At 38.2% G+C, this 24274-nt stretch carries 24 protein-coding genes; 5 read left to right on the top strand and 19 right to left on the bottom strand.

All coding sequences use genetic code 11. From position 1 onward, the window contains the following. Positions 1–123: 123 nt before the first annotated feature. The 6 genes from radA to AC1RNS_RS16940 all read right to left on the bottom strand — a co-directional run bounded on the left by radA (position 124) and on the right by AC1RNS_RS16940 (position 6748). Positions 124–1500, bottom strand: a complete 1377-nt coding sequence (radA, locus tag AC1RNS_RS16965) for a DNA repair protein RadA (RefSeq protein ID WP_492994351.1) — start codon at positions 1498–1500, stop codon at positions 124–126. 111 nt (positions 1501–1611) lie between these two features. Next, a complete protein-coding gene (locus AC1RNS_RS16960; protein ID WP_492994350.1) occupies positions 1612–4053 on the bottom strand; it encodes an ATP-dependent Clp protease ATP-binding subunit in 2442 nt (813 codons plus the stop codon). Further along, positions 4043–5152, bottom strand: coding sequence for a protein-arginine kinase McsB (gene mcsB, locus AC1RNS_RS16955; RefSeq protein ID WP_492994349.1), 1110 nt, complete (start codon positions 5150–5152; stop codon positions 4043–4045). The genes AC1RNS_RS16960 and mcsB overlap by 11 nt, the downstream gene beginning before the upstream one ends. After that, positions 5149–5697 (bottom strand): UvrB/UvrC motif-containing protein, encoded by a 549-nt coding sequence (locus AC1RNS_RS16950; protein WP_492994347.1) that lies wholly within the window; start codon positions 5695–5697, stop codon positions 5149–5151. The genes mcsB and AC1RNS_RS16950 overlap by 4 nt, the downstream gene beginning before the upstream one ends. Positions 5698–5710: 13 nt before the next feature. Beyond that, positions 5711–6181 (bottom strand): CtsR family transcriptional regulator, encoded by a 471-nt coding sequence (locus tag AC1RNS_RS16945; RefSeq protein WP_283870093.1) that lies wholly within the window; start codon positions 6179–6181, stop codon positions 5711–5713. Between the two features lie 261 nt (positions 6182–6442). Further along, complete coding sequence (locus tag AC1RNS_RS16940; protein ID WP_427546218.1) at positions 6443–6748, bottom strand: magnetosome magnetite crystal formation protein family; 306 nt, start codon at positions 6746–6748, stop codon at positions 6443–6445. Positions 6749–6876: 128 nt separating this feature from the next. Between AC1RNS_RS16940 and AC1RNS_RS16935 the strand changes: the two genes are divergently transcribed. Then, the gene (locus AC1RNS_RS16935) at positions 6877–7557 is read left to right on the top strand and encodes a class I SAM-dependent methyltransferase (protein ID WP_492994345.1); all 681 of its coding nucleotides are present in this window, start codon (positions 6877–6879) and stop codon (positions 7555–7557) included. Positions 7558–7628: 71 nt separating this feature from the next. Continuing rightward, the gene (corA, locus tag AC1RNS_RS16930; RefSeq protein WP_492994344.1) at positions 7629–8588 is read left to right on the top strand and encodes a magnesium/cobalt transporter CorA; all 960 of its coding nucleotides are present in this window, start codon (positions 7629–7631) and stop codon (positions 8586–8588) included. Between the two features lie 50 nt (positions 8589–8638). Here the strand turns inward: corA and AC1RNS_RS16925 are convergent, their stop codons facing one another. Further along, a complete protein-coding gene (locus AC1RNS_RS16925; RefSeq protein ID WP_492994343.1) occupies positions 8639–8848 on the bottom strand; it encodes a hypothetical protein in 210 nt (69 codons plus the stop codon). A 334-nt stretch (positions 8849–9182) separates the two neighbouring features. Here AC1RNS_RS16925 and AC1RNS_RS16920 point away from each other — a divergent pair, with 334 nt between their 5' ends. After that, on the top strand, positions 9183–10493 hold the full coding sequence (locus AC1RNS_RS16920) for a protoglobin domain-containing protein (RefSeq protein ID WP_492994341.1): 1311 nt from the start codon (positions 9183–9185) through the stop codon (positions 10491–10493). A gap of 47 nt (positions 10494–10540) precedes the next feature. On the opposite strand, the gene AC1RNS_RS16915 is transcribed toward AC1RNS_RS16920, so the two are convergent. From AC1RNS_RS16915 to adh, 5 genes are all read right to left on the bottom strand, one after another. After that, complete coding sequence (locus AC1RNS_RS16915) at positions 10541–11020, bottom strand: acyl-CoA thioesterase (protein ID WP_492994340.1); 480 nt, start codon at positions 11018–11020, stop codon at positions 10541–10543. Positions 11021–11087: 67 nt separating this feature from the next. Continuing rightward, entirely contained in the window at positions 11088–12515 is a 1428-nt protein-coding gene (locus AC1RNS_RS16910; protein WP_492994339.1) for an aldehyde dehydrogenase family protein, read from the bottom strand. Between the two features lie 43 nt (positions 12516–12558). Continuing rightward, positions 12559–13527, bottom strand: coding sequence for a DUF4003 family protein (locus tag AC1RNS_RS16905; RefSeq protein ID WP_492994337.1), 969 nt, complete (start codon positions 13525–13527; stop codon positions 12559–12561). Positions 13528–14071: 544 nt separating this feature from the next. Continuing rightward, on the bottom strand, positions 14072–14431 hold the full coding sequence (locus tag AC1RNS_RS16900; protein ID WP_492994335.1) for a DUF779 domain-containing protein: 360 nt from the start codon (positions 14429–14431) through the stop codon (positions 14072–14074). Between the two features lie 21 nt (positions 14432–14452). Continuing rightward, positions 14453–15973: an aldehyde dehydrogenase gene (adh, locus tag AC1RNS_RS16895; RefSeq protein ID WP_492994334.1), complete on the bottom strand. Its 1521-nt coding sequence runs from the start codon at positions 15971–15973 to the stop codon at positions 14453–14455. A 240-nt stretch (positions 15974–16213) separates the two neighbouring features. Here adh and rluF point away from each other — a divergent pair, with 240 nt between their 5' ends. Together rluF and AC1RNS_RS16885 are read left to right on the top strand one after the other, a co-directional pair. Continuing rightward, positions 16214–16915: a 23S rRNA pseudouridine(2604) synthase RluF gene (gene rluF, locus AC1RNS_RS16890; RefSeq protein ID WP_492994333.1), complete on the top strand. Its 702-nt coding sequence runs from the start codon at positions 16214–16216 to the stop codon at positions 16913–16915. Between the two features lie 22 nt (positions 16916–16937). Next, positions 16938–17657, top strand: a complete 720-nt coding sequence (locus AC1RNS_RS16885; protein ID WP_492994331.1) for a DUF6904 family protein — start codon at positions 16938–16940, stop codon at positions 17655–17657. Between the two features lie 41 nt (positions 17658–17698). Here AC1RNS_RS16885 and AC1RNS_RS16880 read toward each other — a convergent pair whose 3' ends face one another. The 7 genes from AC1RNS_RS16880 to AC1RNS_RS16850 form a co-directional block, all read right to left on the bottom strand. Further along, positions 17699–18196: a cupin domain-containing protein gene (locus AC1RNS_RS16880; RefSeq protein WP_492994330.1), complete on the bottom strand. Its 498-nt coding sequence runs from the start codon at positions 18194–18196 to the stop codon at positions 17699–17701. Between the two features lie 120 nt (positions 18197–18316). After that, a complete protein-coding gene (locus tag AC1RNS_RS16875) occupies positions 18317–19024 on the bottom strand; it encodes an ABC transporter ATP-binding protein (protein ID WP_283870102.1) in 708 nt (235 codons plus the stop codon). Continuing rightward, positions 19024–19803, bottom strand: coding sequence for an ABC transporter ATP-binding protein (locus AC1RNS_RS16870; protein ID WP_492994328.1), 780 nt, complete (start codon positions 19801–19803; stop codon positions 19024–19026). Before AC1RNS_RS16870 ends, AC1RNS_RS16875 begins: the two co-directional genes overlap by 1 nt. Next, positions 19803–20738, bottom strand: coding sequence for a branched-chain amino acid ABC transporter permease (locus AC1RNS_RS16865; protein ID WP_427548590.1), 936 nt, complete (start codon positions 20736–20738; stop codon positions 19803–19805). Before AC1RNS_RS16865 ends, AC1RNS_RS16870 begins: the two co-directional genes overlap by 1 nt. A 12-nt stretch (positions 20739–20750) precedes the next feature. Continuing rightward, entirely contained in the window at positions 20751–21626 is an 876-nt protein-coding gene (locus tag AC1RNS_RS16860) for a branched-chain amino acid ABC transporter permease (protein ID WP_427548592.1), read from the bottom strand. Between the two features lie 200 nt (positions 21627–21826). Beyond that, positions 21827–23059: an ABC transporter substrate-binding protein gene (locus tag AC1RNS_RS16855; protein ID WP_492994325.1), complete on the bottom strand. Its 1233-nt coding sequence runs from the start codon at positions 23057–23059 to the stop codon at positions 21827–21829. A gap of 452 nt (positions 23060–23511) precedes the next feature. Further along, positions 23512–24114 (bottom strand): class I SAM-dependent methyltransferase, encoded by a 603-nt coding sequence (locus AC1RNS_RS16850; RefSeq protein WP_492994324.1) that lies wholly within the window; start codon positions 24112–24114, stop codon positions 23512–23514. Positions 24115–24274 lie beyond the last annotated feature (160 nt).

Here is a 24274-nt window from a genome sequence, read left to right as displayed (position 1 = left end):
CATATTAGGGTGTTAAGTAGGACGCTTAAAACTATTTTTAGTTCCGATTTTTACGCCAAACATCTAAAAAACTATTGAAGAGAAAAATGCATGTCAGAACCTTGTCCAACATGCACGTCCCCTTTATAGCTCTCTAAAGCAAGCATTCAGTGCATCCTTTATTGTTTCTACCCCGACAATCTCAATACCTTGCGGAAAATCCCAGCCGCCAATATTTGAAGCTGGAATAAACACTCGCTTAAATCCTAGCTTTGCCGCCTCAATTACACGTTGTTCAATACGAGAAACACGGCGTACTTCCCCCGTTAATCCCACTTCTCCAACAAAACAATCTGTAGCTCTAACAGCTTGATCCTTAAAGCTTGAGACAATGCTTGTCAGCACTGCTAAATCAATGGCAGGTTCATCTAGCTTTACACCGCCAGCAACTTTAATATATGCATCCTGTGCCTGTAGCATGAGACCCATTCTCTTTTCTAAAACAGCCATTAACAGCTGCACCCGGTTTTGATCAACACCTGTTGCCATACGCTTTGGATAGTTGAAGCTTGTAGGTGTTACGAGTGATTGAATTTCAACAAGAATTGGCCGTGTACCCTCCATAGAAGCCACAATGGTTGACCCTGCTGCCCCCTGTGAACGTTCCTGTAAAAAAAGCTCAGATGGATTTAATACTTCCTTTAAGCCCCCCTGAAGCATTTCAAATATAGCAATCTCGTTTGTTGAGCCAAAGCGGTTCTTTTGACTGCGCAAAATACGGTGATTATGATGGCGCTCCCCTTCAAAATACAGCACAGTATCCACCATATGCTCCAAAATACGTGGTCCTGCGATTTGGCCCTCCTTCGTTACATGACCAACTAGAAATATAGCAATGCCCTTCGTTTTAGCAATTCTCATCAACTCTGCCGTACATTCACGCACCTGCGATACACTGCCAGGGGCACTAGTTACCTCAGGATGAAACACTGTTTGAATGGAGTCGACAATAACAAACTTTGGTTGCACATCCTCAATAGTTTGATTTAAAAACTCTAAATTCGTTTCAGAATAGATATATAGCTCCTGTGATACTACTCCTAAACGCTCCGCACGCAGCTTTGTTTGACGGATTGATTCCTCACCAGAAATATAAAGCACACGATGCCCCTTATTTGAAAGTAAAGCGGACACTTGTAGTAATAACGTCGACTTCCCTATACCAGGGTCACCTCCTATTAGCACAAGAGAGCCTGGAACGATTCCTCCGCCTAGCACTCGGTTAAGCTCACCCATTTCTGTTGTAATTCGAGACTCCTCTGCAGCCTCAACCTGCATAATAGGAAGAGCTTTTTGCGTAACTGTCGCAGAATGCTGGAAGGCTCCGCGAGGTCCTTTCGCTACGACCTCTACTTCTTCGACCATCTTATTCCATTCCCCACAGCCTGGACATCTTCCCATCCATTTTGCAGATTCATAGCCGCAGCCTGTGCATACAAATTTCGTTTTTTTCTTTGCCAATTCACATTCACCTCGAATATTTGTTCTTATTATCAATTGTACACAAAAAAGGACAGCTTAGCACTATAGCCTGCTGTCCTTTTGAGATGAAGCGTAACCGTTTGAAATTAATTATGATGCAGAAACGCCCTCTTTTCTCTTTACTACAAAATCATCATTCACATAATCAATAATCACTTGATTGCCCTTTTCTACATTGCCTTTCAATAATTCTTCTGATAAGCGGTCTTCCACTTGTTTTTGTAGTGCACGACGTAGCGGGCGGGCACCGTATTGAGGATCATAGCCCTCCTGTGCAATTTTCTCAAGCGCCGCATCTGTTAGCTCTAACGAAATATCTTGTTCCTTTAGACGCTTTGTTAAAGCTTTTGCCATCATAGAAACAATTTCTTTTAAGTGTTCTTTTTCTAATGAGTGGAACACAATCATCTCGTCGATACGGTTTAAGAACTCTGGTCGGAATGCCTTTTTCAATTCCTCAAGCATTGTTCCCTTCATGTCTTTATGTTTAGATTCCGTGCCGCCAACATTGAAGCCTAAGTTTTTCTGGTACTTTAAAGCATCTGCCCCAACGTTTGATGTCATAATAACAACTGTGTTACGGAAGTCTACTACACGACCTTTAGAATCAGTTAAACGACCATCTTCAAGCACTTGTAGCAGAATGTTGAAAACATCTGGATGGGCTTTTTCAATCTCATCTAGTAATACAACTGAATATGGTTTACGGCGAACCTTTTCAGTTAACTGACCGCCATCCTCAAAGCCTACATAGCCTGGAGGTGAACCAACTAAACGAGAAGTTGAATGTTTCTCCATATACTCAGACATATCAACGCGAATCATTGCATCTTCATCGCCAAACATTACTTCAGCTAGTGCTCTCGCAAGCTCTGTTTTACCAACCCCTGTTGGCCCTAAGAAAATAAATGAACCAATTGGTCGTTTTGGATCTTTTAAGCCTGCTCTTGCTCGGCGAATAGCACGAGAAATCGCCTCTACAGCCTCCCCTTGACCTACCACTCGTTTGTGTAACTCTTCCTCGAGTTGTAATAGCTTAGATGATTCTTCTGAAGCAATTTTTGATACAGGGATTCCAGTCCACATAGATACGACAGCTGCTACATCATCCACTGTAACTTTTGATTCAGATTTCCCCTGCTCTTCCTTCCAATTCTTTCTTGTCGTTTCAATTTCATCTTTTAGCTTTTGTTCAGTATCTCTTAATGAGGCTGCCTTTTCAAACTCTTGACCAGAGACTGCAGCATTCTTTTCAGAGCGTACATTTTCGAGTTTATCTTCAAGTGCTTTTAGATTTGGTGGAACTGCAAATGAACGTAAGCGTACTTTTGAACCTGCTTCATCGATTAAGTCAATCGCTTTATCTGGTAAGAAGCGATCAGAAATATAGCGGTCACCCATTTTTGCTGCTGCCTCGATCGCTTCATCAGTAATTTTTACACGGTGATGTGCCTCGTAGCGATCACGTAAACCTTGAATAATTTGAATCGCCTCTTCCACTGTTGGCTCATCAACTTGAATTGGTTGGAAGCGTCGCTCTAAAGCTGCATCTTTTTCAATATATTTACGATATTCATCTAATGTTGTCGCACCGATACATTGTAGTTCACCACGTGCCAGCGAAGGTTTTAGAATATTTGATGCATCAATTGCCCCCTCTGCACCACCTGCGCCGATTAATGTATGCAATTCATCGATAAATAAAATAACATTGCCAGCTTGGCGAATTTCATCCATCACTTTTTTCAGGCGATCTTCAAATTCACCACGGTATTTTGTACCTGCTACAACTGTTCCCATATCAAGTGTCATGACGCGTTTATCACGAAGAATCTCTGGCACTTCATTATTAATAATCTGCTGGGCTAGGCCTTCAGCGATAGCCGTTTTACCAACCCCTGGCTCACCAATTAATACAGGGTTATTTTTTGTACGGCGAGATAAGACCTCAATAACACGAGTAATTTCTTTGCTTCGACCAATCACAGGGTCTAAAGAGCCCTCTCGAGCAATTTGTGTTAAGTCACGCGCAAGGCTATCTAATGTAGGTGTATTGGCAGCCTGTGCAGCTTGTTGTCCTGATTGTGCATTATCATTATTCCCTAGCAGCAATAGCACTTGCTGACGCGCTTTATTTAAGCCGACACCAGCGTTGTTTAATACACGAGCAGCCACGCCCTCGCCTTCACGAATAAGAGCTAATAGTAAGTGCTCCGTACCAATATACGAATGACCTAGTTTGCGTGATTCATCAACTGAAAGCTCTATGACCTTTTTCGCTCTAGGAGTGTAGTGGACAATCGGACCCACGTCCTCTTTTCCTTTTCCAACTAATTCTTCAATACCCGCTTCAATCGTTTGAGGACTAATATCAATAGCTTCTAATGCTTTCGCAGCTATACCGCCGCCTTCACGAATAAGCCCTAATAGAATATGCTCTGTTCCTATTGATTCGTGTTTCCAACGAATTGCCTCTTCCTGTGCAAGCTGTAATACTTTTTGTGCGCGTTGTGTAAAACGATTAAACATCATATGGATCCTCTCCTTTTTTCCCTATAATAGGCTTACTCATATTTTCACGAAATAATGCCTCACGAAGCATTTTCGCTCGTACGCGATCCCGCTCAGCAGGTGGTAAAACCTCTCCTGCATAATGTTGTAAAAATCCTGGTTGCATACTAACAACACACTCGTTAAGAGTTGTTGCCTTAATGCCCTCTATTAACTGTAAATCTACCCCTAAACGAACATTGGACAAGCAGGTAGCCGCCTCTTCGCTCGTTAAAATTCGAGCATGTGTTAAAGTACCTAATGCACGATATACTCGGTCTTCTAGGGCAAGTTCTGCTTTTTCCATTAACCTGCCTCTTGCATGTCGCTCTTTTTGAATAATTTTTTCGGCGACGCTTTGTATGTCAGCCAAAATATCTTCTTCTGTTTTGCCTAGTGTTATCTGATTTGAAACTTGGTAAACATTACCTAAATTTTCACTACCTTCCCCATATATTCCTCTTACTGTCATTCCCAACCTTGTCATGGCATTAATAATTTGACTCATTTGACCTGATAATGTAAGGGTAGGCAAGTGCATCATAACAGATGCCCGTAAACCAGTACCAATATTTGTTGGGCAGCTTGTTAGATATCCAAAAGTATCACGAAATGCATAAGGTAAAGCTTTTTCCAGGGCTCGATCAATTTTATTGGCCTGCTCATATGCCCTTTGCAGCTGAAAACTCGCTGTCATACATTGAATGCGTAAATGGTCTTCTTCATTCACCATAATGCTAATTGATTCATCATCAGATAATAACATGGAACCAACCTGCTCTTTTTTGGCAAGCTGAGGACTTATTAAATGCTTTTCTACAAGAATTTGACGCTGTAAGGATGTTAAATCCTTGATGGCAAAATACGAGTAATGATCTTGCAGTTTCGTGCTATCCTGCACAGCATGTGTTACAGCCTGCTCTACCTGCAATGCCTCATTCTCTGTAAAGGATAGTGGAAAACGATAGCCATCTAAATTTCGTGCAAGACGGATACGTGTACTGATGACTATATCTGAATAATCGTCCTCCATGCTCATCCATGTTGGTGTAGGTCGTTCTAGAAACGATTCAATCATCACGTCACATCACCACCTTCAAATTGTAGCTGTTTCTCTAGTTCCTTTACTTCATCTCGCAGTTTGGCGGCCTCCTCAAACTGTTCATCATCTACAGCTACTTTCATAAGTTTCCGAATATCTTCTATTTGTTTTTTAATGACATAAATATTACTATGGGCGCCTGGCATCTTACCAATATGTTGAGGTCCTGCCTGTATTCTATTAAAGAGCTTCGGCAGGTGCTCACTAAAGCTGTCATAGCAGCTAGGGCAACCGAATTTTCCTTCTTTTAAAAACCGTTTATACGTAAATCCACATTGTGGACAAGTTTGTGGTTGTGGCTGCGCCTGTTGTTTTTCATCCACTTTTTGTTGTTGCCATGTCGGTGAGCCAAACCAATTTGATAATAGCTGTTGAATAGATACAGGCTCTTGTTTAAATTCTGCATGAAATGGATGGAACTGCGAGGCGCAGACGTCACAGTAATGGTGCTCTACCTTTTGTCCATTTTGAACTTGTGTTACAGTTACAGTCGCATTACGCTGCTTGCAATGTTCGCAAATCATTTCCATCACCTCTCTATTTTTGCTGTTCATATTTGATCGTTGTTAGCATCGCTCTTAATATTCTTGCTCGAATGGTATCCCGTAATGGGAGTGGCAAATCCAGAGTGGAGCGATCAATAGCCGCTAACATTAATTTCGCTTCTCGCTTTGAAATTACCTGCTCATCAATAAGCCGATAAACTAAATCTTCTGCCATTGTTTGCGATGCCCCTCCCTCTATCTGTCTAAGGACATCGTCAATCAAATCAATTTGTGAATTCGCGCGGACACGTAAAATTCGTATGTATCCACCACCACCACGTTTGCTTTCAACAAGATAACCTCGTTCGGCAGTAAATCTAGTATTGATCACATAATTTATTTGCGAGGGCACACATTGAAATTTATCAGCAATTTCACTGCGCTTAATTTCAATATGCCCTTCTCCACCTAATTCAAGTACTTGCTTCAAGTAGCCTTCTATGATGTCTGATATATTACGCAATAGGAATACACCTCGCTTACTTCACTGACTTTGACTATCTTTGACTTTCTTTGAGTATATTATACAAAACGCTTGAAAATAATTGCAATGATTTCGCCTATGGAAAAATTAAAAGTAGCCATTTCTTCATTCAAATGCTTGATAATACGCCATTCACACTAGATCTCCTTGCGGTCATATGCCTAATGTACCCTTTTTAGTGATGAAAAAAACGCAAGCACATGCCATCAGCATATACTTGCGTCGATAAGTCGATAAAAATTATACCCAGCGACCAACAATTGGGTAACGCCATGGTTCATCAGATATAGCCTTTACAATACCAATAATCGGTACAACAAACACCATAATACCGAAAATGATTAAAAACGGTAAACCAACTAGTACAAAACTTAGTGCCACAGATATTGCAATTAAAACACCCATTACAATTTGAAACAGTAGTGCTTGAATGGAAATAGCTTTTACTTCCTTATCAGAACTAATTAAGAAAAATAAAATTGGTACTAACCATGGCGCAAAAAATGCACTTGCGTGTATGATTACCTTAGACCATTTAGCTTCCATTTATATCAACCCTTCTTTTTAAAATTTTCTTTTGATTTATGTACTACTATTTACGGAACTATACCCTTAATAGTTTCATTGTATGTTGTATTTTTTAAAATTTTTTTGGGAAAGGCATGTGAGACACAATGGAATTTAATAACACACTTGCAAACGAATACGAGAAAGGTATTCGTCGAACATTACCTAGTTACGATGCCATGCTACGCTTAACACAAACCTTTTATCATTCCACACTACCTGAGAAAGCTGAACTGTTAGTAGTTGGCTCTGGAAGCGGCAATGAAATTTTACAACTTGCAGAACATAAGCCAGCTTGGTCATTTGTTGGCATCGATCCCTCTGAGGCTATGCTACATATAGCAGAGGAGCGTTTAAAATCTTTACCTAATCAAATTTCTTTATACCAAGGAACTATACTGGATACGAAGTTACCTACCGCAGAGTTTGATGCAGCTAGTTGTATTTTAGTGCTGCATTTTATCAATGGGGATCAAGAAAAGCTTGCAACATTAAAAGAAATAGCAAATAATTTAAAGCCTGGTGCTCCATTTGTTCTTGTTTCAAAATATGGGCAGCCTGGCTCTTTAGAAACTGAACTACAATTTGATTTATGGCGAGCCTATTGGCTGCAACATACAAAGCTAACTTCCTCAGAGGTAGCTGATATGGAAAAATCCATACGCTCTCTTTCTTTTATGCCTGAAGAGGATATTTTAACACTTCTTCAAAAGGCAGGATTTACAAAGCCATCCAGATTTTTTGCCACTACTTTATTTGGTGGTTGGATATGCTATAAGGGAGTCTAAAAATAAATGTATTACTCTATGAGGGCAACTATACCTACAAAGTTATAATCAACAGAATTGAGGTGAATGCTGTGATACGCACAATCGGAATTACGAAAGATCAACAACTCTTAAAGGATTTTCCTATCGAGGATATACACAACAATCATTTTGAATGGTATTGGGTCGATTTTGATTGCCCCACTACTGAAGAAGAGCTACTATTGGATACATTTTTCCATTTCCATCCACTTGCTATAGAAGACTGTTTAATGCGTTTACAGCGACCAAAGCTCGATTTTTATGATGATTTCCATTTCTTTGTTATCCATAGAGTGAATGAAGAATTAGCAGCAGAGGAAGTTAATATTTTTATTTCAAATAAATTTATTGTAACCTTCCATAAAAATACTGCTCCCGAAATCGATAGAGTGCAAAATTTACTTGAGAAACAACCGAAAAATTGGGAAAGAGGTACAGTGTATTTAACATATCAGGTAATTGATAAAATCGTTGATAATTACTTTCCACTTGTCTATAAAATTGAGGATCATTTGAATGCTCTAGAAGATGAATTAAACTATCAAAGCAATCTAAATGCCATGAAAATTGTATTCGAATTTCGTAGTGATTTGCTTGATTTACGGCGCACAATTTTACCAATGCGTGATCTATTATACCGTATTCTTAATTCATACCGATTCTCACTAAAAAAATCAGAACGAGCTTATTTCGGAGATATTTATGATCACTTGCTAAAACTAACAGAAATGGTTGAATCCAACCGTGAGCTGACAGCTGATATGCGCGATAGCTATATGGCAATGAGCTCCAGTCGTATGAATGGTATTATGATGACCTTAACAATCGTATCAACTATTTTTATTCCTTTAACCTTTATTGCAGGGGTGTATGGAATGAATTTTGACAATATGCCTGAGTTACACGGAAAATATAGTTATTTTATTGTCTTAGGTATTATGATTCTTATTGCTGTATTTATGCTAGTGGTCTTTAAATGGAAAGGCTGGTTTAAGTTATTTAAACCTTAATGAATATTGAACGGGCATCTTAGAAACTTATCTAGGATGCCTGTTCTACATTAATAAGGCCCACGATCATCAATTTTATTTTCCCCTTGCTGCGGGAATAAAAAGTATGCAAGTACACCAGAGACTAATGATGCACAAATTGTAATTAACAACTGCTCTATGTCTGGCACTTCAGCATAATAGTTACGCAGCATATAAACCGAACCGATTGCGACAATTACCATCACAGGTATGACAAATTTGAAACGTTTCTTCTCCATTTAATTAATACCTCCTCACTCTTTATTACGCACAATTATAGACTGCTAAACAGTTCGTATTTTACAGGTTTCCAATATTAAATACAAACTACCTAGCGTTCTTTCAATCGTCTATTTCATGACATTTAAACAAAAGTCACTTACAAGGCTTAAAAAATAATAAGAAATAAACGAAAATTTTAACCAAATATGCTACAAAAAATAGTAGAATAGATTAAATACCATATATTTCGCAAATTTACAAACGAAGCAATTCCAATGAGGGGCAAACAGTTTAAGTTTACTTTACATTTATATACATAAAATGGATTTATAAAGAATGGAGCAAACAACAATGAGTTGGTTTACAAAAAAGAGCGATTCTAGCTACTCAATTACATTAGCACCTGAAAATTATAAAAAAAATGTACAGTTAGATGTCTCTAACCATCCAAAACTTCAAAAACAATTACAACTTTTAAATTTAACAGTTGAAGACTTAGCAATTATTAAACAGATACAGCCTTTAGCAAAGGATCTAATCCCTGAAATGGTCAATCAATTCTATGCAGCCATTAGTTTAAGCCAAGATTTATTAGATATTATTAATAGAACTTCACAGATTGATCGTTTAAAGGTTACTTTACATAAGCATCTTAGTGATATTTTCGAAAGCCGTATCGACGACTCATATATTGACGAACGAAAGGCAATAGCAGAAACCCACGTTCGAATCGGCCTTCAATCAAAATGGTATATCGCCTCATTCCAGTCTTTAACTTCAACATTTACAAACTTTGCTAACAATTTGGATATTTCTAAGCATGATGCGATTCTTGCCATCAATGCCTTCTGTAAAATTATTAACTTTGAGCAACAGCTTGTCATTGAAGCCTACGAAAAAGAGGAAGAACGTATTCGCACGGCAGCAGATGAAACAAAACACGCACTTGTAACAACTATTCAAAGTACTGCTGAGGAGCTGAACGCTATTAGTGAAGAAACAGCCGCCTCCCTATTAGTAATCTCCTCTCAAACAGATGATATTGCAGTAGCTACTAAGCAAGGTTTAAGCTTCGTTGCTGATACGAAGGAAAAATCTGGACGCGGACAACAGCAGTTACAGGAGCAAAACGATTTAATACAGGTTATTTTACAAAGTGTGAATGGTCTTGAGGTCACAATGAATCAGTTACGCACCTCCTCTCAAAAGATTTCAGAAATTGTTGGACTCGTAACAGGTATTGCCGATCAAACAAATTTATTAGCATTAAATGCATCTATTGAGGCAGCTCGTGCTGGGGAACATGGTAAAGGCTTTGCTGTTGTGGCAGAGGAAGTTCGGAAGCTTGCTGAAGAGACAAAAAATGCTGTACAAAATGTTTCCCATCTCATTAAAGAAACAGAAAGTAATATTACAACCATGTCGAATTCAGTTATTAACGTGGATCAAAAAATTCAACATAGTGTAGACACACAAAATAGCCTATCCAAATCCTTTAATGATATTGCAGAAGCTGTATCTGGTATTCAACAGCAATATGTCAATACATCAAGAGATATTTCTGCCATTTCTAATTTAATTACTGAACTATCTCAAGGTGCCACACTTGTTTCTTCTTCATCTGACTCCCTCATTAATGTCGTGAATGAATTAAATATGTAAAAACGTAAAAAGGGAGATTGACTACAGCTTGTCAATCTCCCTCTTCTTTAGTGTGGTAATGAACGTTTTTGTTTACGATGCTCTCGTCGCACTGGTCCCGTTTCAAAAAGACGTTTTTCTTCATCTGTCTCAGGGTAGATTGAAGGAACTGGCTTCGGCTTCCCATCATCATCTACTGCAACCATCGTTACAAATGATTCTGTCGTTAATTTTTCCTCACCAGTTTCAATGTTTCTAGAAATAACTCGAACATAGACCTCCATTGAAGAACGTCCTGTTGATGAAACAATACTCTCAATTTCTAAAATATCCCCTACATGGGCAGCTGATAAAAAATCAACTGAATCAATAGAGGCTGTCACAACATGCCCTTTAGCATGTTTCATTGCCGTAACAGCAGCAATTTCATCAATATAAGCTAACACTCTTCCACCAAAAATGGAATTGTGGTTATTAGTATCTGGCGGTAACACAAGACGCGTTTGAACAGTACGTGACTGACTCATTGGCACAGCGTTGTTTGTCATAATTCTTGCAACTTCCCTTCATGAATGTTCTTTCGTCATCGTAACGCAGAAAAGAAGCTGATGCAAATTAGAATGATTTTTTCATCGTGATAAATTTCATATCTGTCATTTCTTCTATCGCCCACTTAATCCCTTCGCGACCATAGCCACTCATTTTTACGCCGCCATAAGGCATATTATCCACTCTAAATGTCGGAATATCATTAATAATAACAGCTCCTGCCTGTAACTCATCCGCTGCATATAGTGCATCTGACAATACATTCGTGTATATTCCTGCATTTAAGCCAAGTTCTGACTCATTTACTAGTCGAATAGCGTCGTTTAATGTTTCATATGAAACAATTGAGACGATTGGTGCGAAAGTTTCCTGACAAACAACTTTCATATCAGGAGTAACGTTTGTCATAACAGTCGGCGTTAATGTTCTTTCTGTGAATGTTCCCCCTGTTGCGACTACCGCACCTTGTTCTTTTGCTTCCTCAATCCATTGGCGAATGCGTTCCACCTCATTTGGATGAATCATTGCACTCACATCGGTATTTCTGTCTAATGGATCCCCTACCACTAATTTTTCTGTTTCTGCTACAAAAGCCTTTGTAAAATCATCAATGATCGAAGAATGCACATAAATTCGTTGTAATGAAATGCAAACTTGTCCAGCAAAATTAAAGGCACCTCCAACACAACGGGCTATAATTTTATCAATTGGTGTCGAAGGCTCGACAATAACTGCAGCATTAGAACCAAGCTCTAACGTTACTTTCCGCAAACCGACCTTCTCTTTAATACCCAAGCCAACCTTACCACTTCCTGTGAAAGTCAGCTTTTTCACAAGCGGATGTGTAACGAGTGTATCACTGAGTTCTCCGCCGCTACCTGTCAATATTTGAAGAGCTCCATCAGGTAAACCTGCCTCTTTAAAAATCTCTGCCATTACAATCGCACTTAATGGTGTTTGTGTTGCTGGCTTTAATACAACTGTATTTCCTACTGCAAAGGCAGGTCCTAGTTTATGTGCTACTAAATTAAACGGGAAATTAAATGGCGTAATAGCAGATATTACTCCGATTGGTTCTCGTTTTGTCCAGCCAATACGATCACCTGCTCCAGGCGCAGCATCCATTGGGACTGTTTCGCCCTTAGCCTGCTTTGCCCCCTCTGCAGCAAATTGATAGGTTGCTATTGTACGTTCTATTTCCATCAAGCCTGCTGATATAGGTTTTCCTGCCTCTAAAGCTAAAATTTCAGCAAATTCTTCCTTACGCTGCCGCATGATATGGACAACTTTATATAATATTTCCGCTCGTTCATAAGCTGTTGTCTTTTTAAAGGTTTGAAATGTTTCCTGGGCACCTTCTATCGCCAGTTCAACATCTGCAATTGACGCCTTAGCAACCTTTGCAATAACCTCACCGCTAAATGGGGAACTCAGCTCATATGTTTTCTGTGCATCCTGCCACTGACCATTGATCCAAAGTTTTGTTTCCTTCATCCTTCAATTGCACCTCCATAAAATCATATTCTTCTTTATTTTATCACGAAGAACTTGAACTAGATGCTACAGTAGCCGCAGTAACTGCTGCTAACATTGCTGCCTGTTGTGCTTGAATTAATAATTCAATGGATGACATGATCGTCATGGATAAAGATTGTTGCACCTTTGCTATATCATAAATAGCAATTTGGATAGCCATAAATAATACAAATTCACGATGCCATTTCAAAAGCTTCATGCCCTTTAATTCATGATATAAATCTATAATTTGTTGAAGGTGAACATTATTTACCTCAAGAATGGCTAAAAAACCAAGCAATGGGTAATGCATCGTTTTAACTTTAACATCCTGTTTTTTTAATGTATCGCGAATCGTCACAACACTTGGCACCAGCTTATTATCGTATTGAGGAGATAAGAAAGTCAGTACCTGTGATAACCATTGCAGTTCATTGCCAGCATTAAAATTGTACGTACGTAATTCTTTATAGTAACGGTTCATCGTTTCTGCCCGTACTTCAACATCATCCATTGAGCTACTTAATAATACAGCATACGGGATATCCTCATAGGACGTTAAAAATCGATGATGCTTGCGAATTTCTTCAAATAAAGCTCGTGCTGACTGTGCATGTGCATGTTTTTCACTTTCCTCTTCAGTTAAAAACTGAGCTCCTATAAAGGTATAATTACCACTTCTAAATTTGACTTCCTTCATTATAGTGACGTTTGTTAGCAAATTTTTAACAGCATGCTCTATATCATCTTGCTCCATCAAATTTTCAGCAATACTATACCCTACCGTTGTTCTTAAAGGGGACATCCATGACGATTGCTTCTTCATTTCTTGTAACACTTCTTTATATTTAACGGAATCAAAGCTCTTCCCTGATGCCACATATTTGCTAGCGATTGCTAAGATAATTTTACGATCAACTGTCCATCCCGCAGCCTTCGAAACTGCTTCCACTGTTTGAGTAAATTGATTTTCAATCATCACATAATCCATATTCAGCACACTCCTTTTTTCAATTATATACATAAAATCCAATTGAAGGGATTCAGCCTATATGACCCAATACCAATACAGAGTTTGTTTTCCCTAGCTGCTGTCACAAATACCTAGGTCAATACGAGGTCATGTACTGCTTATCCTCTGATCTTTCGACAAACTCCACGTATTTTTCACATTCTTAAAATATCTCCGATTTGTAACAATTAACATAAAAAGTAAGCTTAATTTAATGTATGTTACCCGATTTTATATGGTTTAATGGAAATAACAAATAAAGAATAAAGAATGGAGGTAATTATATTGAATAACATAACCAGTAGAAAATCTTTATTCACAGTAACTCTACAAGACCGAATACAGCAATTTTTACTGTTACGTAACTCTCCAAGAAATATAGCCCTACATACACTTTTTCAGAAAAATTAACATAGAAAAAACAGCGGCACCTCACCTTTGCCGCTGTTTTCACATGACTTTACGTCTCTCAACGTTTATGTGCTTATCCATTACATGGAGCGATTCTTAGTACAAAAAAGATTTAAATTAATCCCAGTTCCTTTAACTCATCTGTGGAAAAGGCTCTTGATCTTGTTAAAAATCGCTTTCCCTCAACACCTTCTAATGAAAACATACCGCCTCGACCATCAACCACATCTAAAATTATTTGTGTATGCTTCCAATAATCATATTGATTTTTATGCATATAAAAGGGTGTGCCACCAATCTCCCCAAGGCAAATATCCTGATCACCTAATATAAGGTCACCATTTGGGTAACACATCGGTGAAGATCCGTCACAGCACCCACCTGATTGATGAAATATAACAGGCCCATGCTTTTCTTGCAATAATTCGATTAGTGCCAGCGCTTCTTCTGTTGCTAAAACACGCTCGACCACGCTCATGCACCTCCCTACGGATTAGAAGAAACCTAGTTTGTTTTCACTGTAGCTAACTAATAAGTTCTTCGTTTGTTGGTAATGAGATAACATCATCTTATGATTTTCTCGACCAATACCTGACATTTTATAGCCACCGAATGCAGCATGTGCAGGATAAGCATGGTAGCAGTTTGTCCAAACACGTCCTGCTTGAATACCACGACCAAATCGATATGCTGTATTCATATCACGTGTCCATACACCTGCACCTAAACCATATAATGTGTCATTCGCAATTTCCAATGCTTCCTCTTTTGTTTTAAACGTTGTGACAGCAACAACTGGACCAAAGATTTCTTCTTGGAAAATACGCATTTTATTATTCCCCTTGAAGACAGTTGGTTTAATGTAGTAGCCATTTTCAAAGCCTGAACCTACATTGTTTTTCTCCCCTCCAATTAGACATTCAGCGCCTTCTTGCTTACCAATATCTAAGTAAGAAAGAATTTTCTCCATTTGCTCGCTTGAAGCCTGAGCACCCATCATTGTATTTGGATCAAGTGGATTTCCGACTTTAATTGCTTCTACACGTTGTAATACACGCTCCATAAATTTATCGTAAATAGATTCTTGAATTAATGCGCGAGAAGGACATGTACATACTTCCCCTTGGTTAAGTGCGAATAGCACAAAGCCCTCTACTGCTTTATCTAAAAAGGCATCATCTTTATCCATAATATCCTCAAAGAAAATATTTGGTGACTTACCGCCTAATTCTAATGTAACTGGAATAAGGTTTTGTGAAGCATATTGCATAATTAGGCGACCTGTTGTTGTTTCACCCGTAAAGGCAATTTTACCAATGCGAGGATTAGATGCTAGTGGCTTTCCTGCCTCTAGACCAAAGCCATTCACAACATTAAGGACACCTGATGGCAATAAATCTTCTATTAATTCAAGAAGCACCATAATCGAAACTGGTGTTTGCTCAGCAGGTTTTAACACCACACAGTTTCCAGCTGCAAGTGCAGGTGCTAACTTCCAAACAGCCATTAATAGCGGGAAGTTCCAAGGAATAATTTGACCAACTACTCCAATTGGCTCATGGAAGTGGTAAGCAACTGTATCATTATCGATTTGGCTTACTGCACCTTCTTGTGCACGTAAAGCACCCGCAAAATAGCGGAAATGATCAATTGCTAGAGGGATATCTGCATTTAATGTCTCACGTACCGCTTTCCCATTATCCCATGTTTCGGCAACGGCTAGCTTTTCTAGATTTTGCTCCATACGGTCCGCAATTTTAAGTAAAATGTTTGCACGCTCTGTTGCGGATGTTTTACCCCACGTATCTTTTGCTGCATGTGCTGCATCAAGTGCAAGTTCAATGTCCTCAGCTGTGGAACGTGCTGCTTGTGTAAAAACTTGTCCAGTAACTGGAGTGATATTATCAAAGTATTGACCTTTCACAGGGGGTGTCCATTCTCCACCAATATAATTATCATATTTCTCTTTGAATTGAACTACCGATCCTTCAGTGTTTGGAAATGCATAAACCATTTTACTTCTCCCCTTTACACAAAATAATGAGAAAATATCTACAAAAACTATTATTATATATCGTAATAACAATATTTTCATAGAAACCCTCTTACTCAATATATTGTCAGAAACGAAAAATAATTTCAACTTTTTTAAAAATTTTACGAGTAATTTATTTTTACTAGAAAAGCTTCTAGCATTCACGGTGTCACCAACGATAATGTATACTTAAATTATATAAATGTATAGGAGAACAATATGCGTATTAATAAATATTTAAGTGAAACTGGCATCGTCTCTCGCCGTGGTGCGGATAAATGGATTGAAGAAGGTAAAGTAACCATTAATGGAGAGCTCGCTACTGTAGGCAGTAAAGTCAAAGCTGGGGATGTTGTTTGTGTTGATGGAAAAGAGGTAAAAAAGGAAGAACAGCTTGTATATATTGCCTTAAACAAACCGGTTGGTATCACTAGTACAACTGAACGTCATATAAATGGGAATGTCGTTGATTTTATCAATCACCCTCTACGAATTTTCCATATCGGACGTCTGGATAAGGAATCAGAGGGACTGTTATTATTAACAAATGACGGAGATATAGTAAACAAAATTCTCCGCGCAGAAAACCATCATGAAAAAGAGTATATTGTGCAAGTTGATCAACCAATTACGGAGTCATTTATCAAGAAAATGGGGACTGGTGTAGATATTTTGGATACCACAACCTTGCCATGCCATGTTGAAAAAATATCAGATAAAGTCTTTAAAATAATTTTAGAACAGGGTCTAAATCGTCAAATACGCCGTATGTGTTCAGCTCTCGGTTATTCGGTTAAGCGTCTACAGCGAATTCGTATCATGAATATCAAACTTGGTCATTTAAAGGTTGGACAATGGCGCGATTTAACGGACAAGGAAAGAGCAGAACTATTCAAACTACTTCAATACACACCTAAATAAAGCATTGTAAGGGGAGAGAATTATGCTTTCAATACAGAGTACTGAATTGTTAACAGGAGCACGTATTAGCGGTGACTTTTGGGATTTAGATGAGCTTATAAATGCTATTCACAAAATAACAGGGGATGAAAACAAATATTATGATTATCAAGGTTCACGTCTTCGCATCTTGAATGTTTGCTACAATTTACGACAAACTACTAAGGGAGAGCGTCAACTGGAATTTGTCAGTAATGGACTTAATAAAAGTGTACTGACACAGCATGAATTAATTTTCCCAAATAAAAACGCCTATTTCTCAACGGAGGTACTTTGGCCTGAGCTTATTTTTATGGCCATTGCATTAAACGACTTCATTCAACTGCACAAAGAGTTAATCGATTCTTCTGATTGGAATATTAATGTTGCTGCTATACGGAAGTTCCAAGCAGCGGTTGCAGATTGTCTTGAACAAGAACTCAATGAGGAAGAATACTTAGTATTTTTAAGAATGTTGCATACAAAAAACCCCTTAACTTTTCGCTATGCTACACAGTATATTGATGTACTGAATCTAGAGTATATTCAATTAAGCTGGGAGGAACGAAAAGCACATCTAGCAGCATTTGCTCTGCGCATTATGTTAGAGGATGAGGAATATATGTCACTTAAATCTCAATTAATGGAAGCTGCTATTTCTACAAAAAAAGCATTGCATGATATTGAAATAATGACCAATTACCCTGAAAAAATTTTGTGGTAAACAGTATGTGCCGTCTCACGATTAACTGAGACGGCTACTTTTTATCGAATCGATTGATAAGCCATTTTTCGAATAACACCCTCATGCTGAGGATAATCAGCTAAAAGCTCATCTTGTGTAAATAATTCAAAGTCCTCAAAATCAAAGCCTGGTGCCACCATACAGCCAACTAAACTAAATGTATCTGCTTCCTCTACAGATGAGCCAAAAATAGTATTTTTCGGCACAACTACTTGCGGTACTTCCCCTTCTTCAACATTTAAGCCTAATTTGTGTGCCTCATATGTACCATCTGGAAAAATCATATGTACTGTCAGAGGACTTCCTGCATGATAATACCAAAGCTCATCTGATTTCAAACGATGCAAATGCGAGATATCCTGCGAACGTAGTAAGAAATAAATACTAGTATAAATTGGTCGTTCTACTTCTCTAACCGCTATATCCTCTGAAGCTCGAAACGAAGATCTATAATATCCTCCCTCAGGGTGCTCCGCCAAATTTAATTTTTCTATAAAATATTGCGCTGAATACTTCATAACCTCACTCCTTTAATTTCACCTTACCAAATTATAAAGGAAGAATGCTACTGCTATCCGTCGCTTCTTTGATTTTCCACACGCAAAAAGGCACCTCTACATGGAGATGCCTTCTTCCTCTTATAAGCCGCCTAAATATGCTGCCTTTACTTGTTCACTTTCTTGTAGCTCTTTTGCTGTACCAGAAAGAACAATACGCCCTGTTTCCAATACGTATGCACGATTAGCTACTGACAGTGCCATATTGGCATTTTGCTCAACAAGCAATACCGTAGTACCCTCTTTATTGACCTGCTCAATAATATTGAAAATATTTTTTACCATGAGCGGCGCAAGCCCCATTGAAGGCTCATCCATTAATAACAGCTTGGGTTTAGCCATTAATGCACGCCCCATTGCAAGCATTTGTTGCTCACCGCCAGATAATGTCCCTGATTGTTGTTTACGACGCTCTAGTAAACGTGGGAATAGCTCAAAGACATGATCCATATCTTTTTTTATCCCTGCCTTATCATTACGAAGATAAGCTCCAAGCTCCAAGTTTTCTTCTACTGACATATTAGCAAAGACACGACGTCCCTCGGGAACATGCGAAATACCAGATTTCACAATAGACTGAGCTGCCTTTCCTGCGATAGAGAAGCCCTCATATTCAATAATGCCTCCCTTAGGTTTTAGCAAGCCAGACAATGTTTTTAATAATGTACTTTTACCTGCACCGTTCGCACCGATTAATGTGACAATCTCACCCTCGTTTACTTCTAAAGAGAGGCCCTTTAATGCTTGTATATTTCCGTAAAATACATCTATATTTTGTACTTTTAGCATTAGCTGATAACCTCCTCACCAAGGTAAGCTTCGATTACCTTCGGATTGTTGCGTATTTCTTCTGGTGTCCCATCAGCGATTAGTTGACCATGATCCAGTACATAGATACGTTCGCAAATACCCATAACTAAGCTCATATCATGCTCTATAAGAAGAATGGTTAAGCCGAATTCTTTTCGAATAAATGCTATTAACTCCATTAAATCATGTGTTTCCTGTGGGTTCATCCCTGCTGCTGGCTCATCTAGTAATAACAGCTTAGGCTTTGCTGCAAGGGCACGAGCAATTTCTAATCGACGCTGCATTCCGTATGGCAAGTTTTTGGACAGCTCATCTTTATAAATGTCTAGTCCAAAGATTTTTAAGAACTCAATGGATTGAAGCTCCATTTCTGCCTCACCTTTAAAGTGATTCGGCAAGCGAAAAATGGAGGACCACATTGTATGCTTAGCAAGCGAATGATTCGCTACTTTTACATTATCTAGAACAGACAATTCTTTAAATAAACGGATATTTTGGAATGTACGGCTAATGCCCTTTTGTGTGACTTGATATGGGGCAAGCCCATTTAGCTTTATACCATCAAATGTAATGGTACCCTCAGTTGGAGTATAAACACCTGTCAGCATATTAAAGCTCGTCGTTTTCCCAGCACCATTTGGTCCTATAAGACCAACTAATTCTCCCTGATTTAGGTACATATTAACGCCCTGTACAGCCTTTAAACCACCGAATTGAATGCCCATATTTTCAACATTGATAAGAAGGTTTCCAGTCATTATTTTGTACCTCCTTTTTTACCAAACTTAAATAGATCCGTAATTTCCTTTGTTCCCATCAAACCAGTTGGACGGTACAGCATAACAACAATTAATACTAAGCTGTAAATAATCATACGTGTCTCTGGGAAGTTTGCGAGGTACGCAGAAATCATAGTTAGGAAGATCGCAGCAATAACAGAGCCCGAAAGACTTCCTAATCCGCCAAGTACAACATAGATTAAAATATCAAATGATTTTAAGAAACCGAAAGTTGTTGGCTGAATAATATAAAAATTATGTGCAAATATAGCCCCTGCAAGTCCGGCGAAGAAAGAACCAATAGCGAAGGCTACTACTTTATAATAAGTAGTATTAATACCCATCGCATCTGCCGCAATTTCATCCTCACGAATAGAGATACATGCGCGTCCGTGACGAGAATTCGTAAAATTTGAGATTACTAGAATTGTTAGAAAAACACCTACGAATGCATATGTCCAATTGGATAAATATTTAACCTGCATCCCAGCTGCCCCGCCTACATAATCCGTATTTAAGAAAATAATACGAATAATTTCTGCAAAGCCAAGTGTAGCAATTGCTAAATAGTCACCCTTTAATCGTAATGTTGGAATACCTACAATTAATCCTGCCACTGCTGCAGCCAGTGCTCCTAAGAAGATTGCTAATGGGAACGGTAGCATAAGCTTTGTTGTAATAATAGCAGAGATATATGCACCTACTGCTAAGAACCCAGCATGTCCGATTGAAAATTGACCCGTAATTCCAATAACAATATGCAAGCTGACCGCAAGCATAATGTTAATACACATTGTTATCAGCATATTTTGATAGTAAATATCAAGTACACCTGAGGTAATAAGAATTTGTACAACTGCATAGATGACTAGCGCTAATACGGCATAGCCCCAGAAAACTTTAGACTTTTTCATAATACCGCTCACCTACACTTTCTCACGGGCGTTTTTACCAAAGATACCCGATGGTCTGAAGATTAAAATTAAAATTAAAATAACGAATGCTGCCGCATCACGCCATAACGAGAAGCCGAGCGCACTCACTAATGACTCCACTACACCTAATAGCATGCCGCCAACCATAGCTCCAGGAATAATTCCTATACCACCAAGAACAGCTGCGATGAATGCCTTAACTCCAGGAATAACCCCCATCAAAGGATCGATTTTCGTATAATACACACCAAAGATAACGCCAGCAGCTCCTGCTAATGCTGAACCAATAGCAAATGTTGCTGAAATGGTATTATCAACGTTAATTCCCATTAAACGCGCTGCATCAGCATCATGAGAAACGGCACGCATCGCCTTTCCGATTTTTGTTTTATGCACGATGAATTGTAAAAGAAACATCAATACAACTGCGACAGATAAAATTAAAATGGATGTACTGCTGATTTGAACGCCGAAAATATCAAATGATTTATTTTTAATGACATCAGGATAGGCTGCTGGTTGCGCACCCCTGAAGAAAATCGTCGTATATTCGATTAATAGTGAAACACCAATTGCAGTAATTAATGCAGCAATTCGTGTAGCATTTCGTAAACGCTTATACGCAATGCGTTCAATGAGAACACCAAATATTGCACAGATTGCCATTGCCAATAATAGTGCTGGGAAAAAGCCAAGCTCCCATTTAGCAATTGCGTAAAAGCCAATAAATGCCCCAATCATGAAAACATCGCCGTGGGCAAAGTTAATTAGCTTAATAATCCCGTATACCATCGTATACCCTAACGCTATTAATGCGTAGATACTACCTAGTGAAATACCATTCACAAGCTGCTGTATCCATTCCATGAGCGTTCACTCCTTTTACTTTTTGAAAAATGCAAAAACGGGACGTACTCTACATGGTATTATTGAATGCAGAATAAATTGTGTCCCTCATCAAAAATTTTTCCAATTCCTTTTGCTAGAATCTATGTTTTTCACAAACTCTAGCTATCTACTACACATAAAAAAGGAAGGCGTGTTTACCCGCCTCCCCCCTACAAACATTAAGGATTAACTTTAGAGTTGAACACTTGTTTACCGTCTTGGAATTCAAGAACTGTTGCTGTTTTAATTGGGTTATGTTGTTCGTCAACTGAGAAAGTACCTGTTACTAAAGAAAGATCTTCTGTTTTTGCTAATGCTTTTTTAATTGCTTCCCCATCTGTAGAGCCTGCACGCTCAATAGCATCTGCAATATAATAGATTGAGTCATAGCCAAGTGCATTGAATGCATCAGGTGCTTTATCCTTGTTCGCAGCTTTAAATGCTTTTACGAAGTCTTGAATTTTTTGATCTGGGTCTTCTGCAGAGTAGTGGTTTGTAATATACGTGTTATTAAGCGCTTTCTTACCAGCTAGCTCTACTAATGTTGGTGAATCCCAGCCATCAGCGCCCATCAATGGAACATCAATACCCATTTCACGCGCTTGTTTAACAATTAAACCAACCTCTTCATAGTATCCAGGGATAAAGATGAAGTCAGGGTTCGCTCCTTTAATATTCGTTAACTGTGTACGGAAATCAGCGTCTTTAGCTACATATGCTTCTTCTTTTACGACTTTACCACCATTTTTAGTAATTGTTTCTTTAAATGATTTTGCTAGACCTTTAGCATAATCAGATGCATTGTCAGCAAAAATAGCTACATTTTTCGCTTGTAATTCATTAGAGGCAAAGTTTGCAGCTACAATCCCTTGGAATGGATCAATAAAGCAAGTACGGAATGCATATTCGTTAACGCTGCCATCTTCATTTACTGTAATATTTGGGGCTGTCCCAGAACCGGTAACAATTGGAACTTTCTTGTCGTTGGCAATTTGCACTGTTGCAACTGTATTACCAGAAGTTGCAGGAGCTAGCATCGCTACTACTTTATCCTGTGTTATTAGTTTAATGGCTGCTGCAGTTGCCTCTGAGTTTTCTGATTTGTTATCTACTTTAATCAGCTCAATTTTTTTACCATCGATACCGCCTTTGTCATTAATCTCTTTCACAGCAAGCTCTGCGCCTAATCCAATCGAAGATCCATAAGAAGCTACGTTACCTGAAAGCTCTAGGTTTGCACCGATTTTGATTGTCTCGCCGTCAGATGAACCACCGCCTGATGAACCACCTGATGATGAGCTTCCTCCTGAACTTGAACTATCTCCAGCACCACAACCAGCAAGTACACCAGCAAGTAATGAAGAAGCAACTAAAAGTGAACCGAACTTTTTAAGCTTTTTGTTCTCTTTCATAATTATATTCCCCCTGAAAATTTCTCAAATATTAGATATTTCTGATAATTATAAACAATTAAATGCAATTCCTCAATAGCAAAAATAATTATTTATAACTATCTAAAACTGAATTAAATATTATTCATTTAAGCCTTTTACATTGTAAAACATTCTTTATATTTAGTCTAGAGTGATTTTTCAGTATAATTAGTTATTTAAGAATAATCTATCAATTCTCAGTCTACATTTGTATAAACCTATTATTTTCAATTGTTTTTTATAAAAATATCTCTTATTTGAAGTCCGTTTTTCGAAAATTGACTGATTTAGTTCAATAGAGCCAGTCTTTAATTACATTTTTATTTGGAAACACTTGCTTCTAAATTATCATTTTGAGGGACCATATATTTATTTCCGGGAAAATAAAGGGTGGGATTTGCATGAGCATAAAAAAACTTAGAGTAGGTGCTCTAAGCTTTTTTTAACGCAAACACACAGAGGCGCTCGTTTATATTTTTTTCATTTTCTAAATGAATCTCATGGATTAATTCAAATGGTGTTCCATGGAGTAAAAACTGTAAATAATCATATGGTGGGTAGTAAAGAATAATATGAATTTCACGCATATGTTGCTCATAAGACTTCCAAATATTATGAATGACTGTACGGAAAATATGAATAGAGAATGGATTGAAAAAAAAGAAAACTGTGTCGCATGGTTGAACCATATATTCTTCCGCTATCGCATGAATAAAGGAGATGGGTATTGGCGCATTATTTTTTTGAAGATAGCTCCTTTTATTACTCTCAGCTTCTGCATAAAAGCCTGCATCCATTTCTATTCCAATTGTCTGGATGTGAAATTTATGATGCACATAAATAGGAACTCTTCCTTTCCCACATCCCATATCAATAAACACTGTATTATCAGGCATTTTATAGGCTGAAAACAATTGTTCTAAGCCTGTATATGGCGTTGGCTCGTAGCGGTGATAATGCGCAAGTTTAGGAAAACCATACTGTTCACCAACTGTATTAATATGCAAATACTTATCATATTGATGTTCATTCATACTAGTTGACTCCTCAAAAAAAGAATGCTTAATTTTAGCATGATAAAAAGCAAAACCATACCCAAAAGTTTTGGATATGGTTACATAGTGTTGAAAAACTAAATGGTCAAGGGAATCTTTGTGAATACTACTAAGTCAAATGAAGGTGATTTCCGTTCCA

It is taken from the genome of Lysinibacillus sp. GW821-FHT14F06 (assembly GCF_058803665.1).
This window is presented reverse-complemented; position numbering and strand designations above follow the sequence as displayed.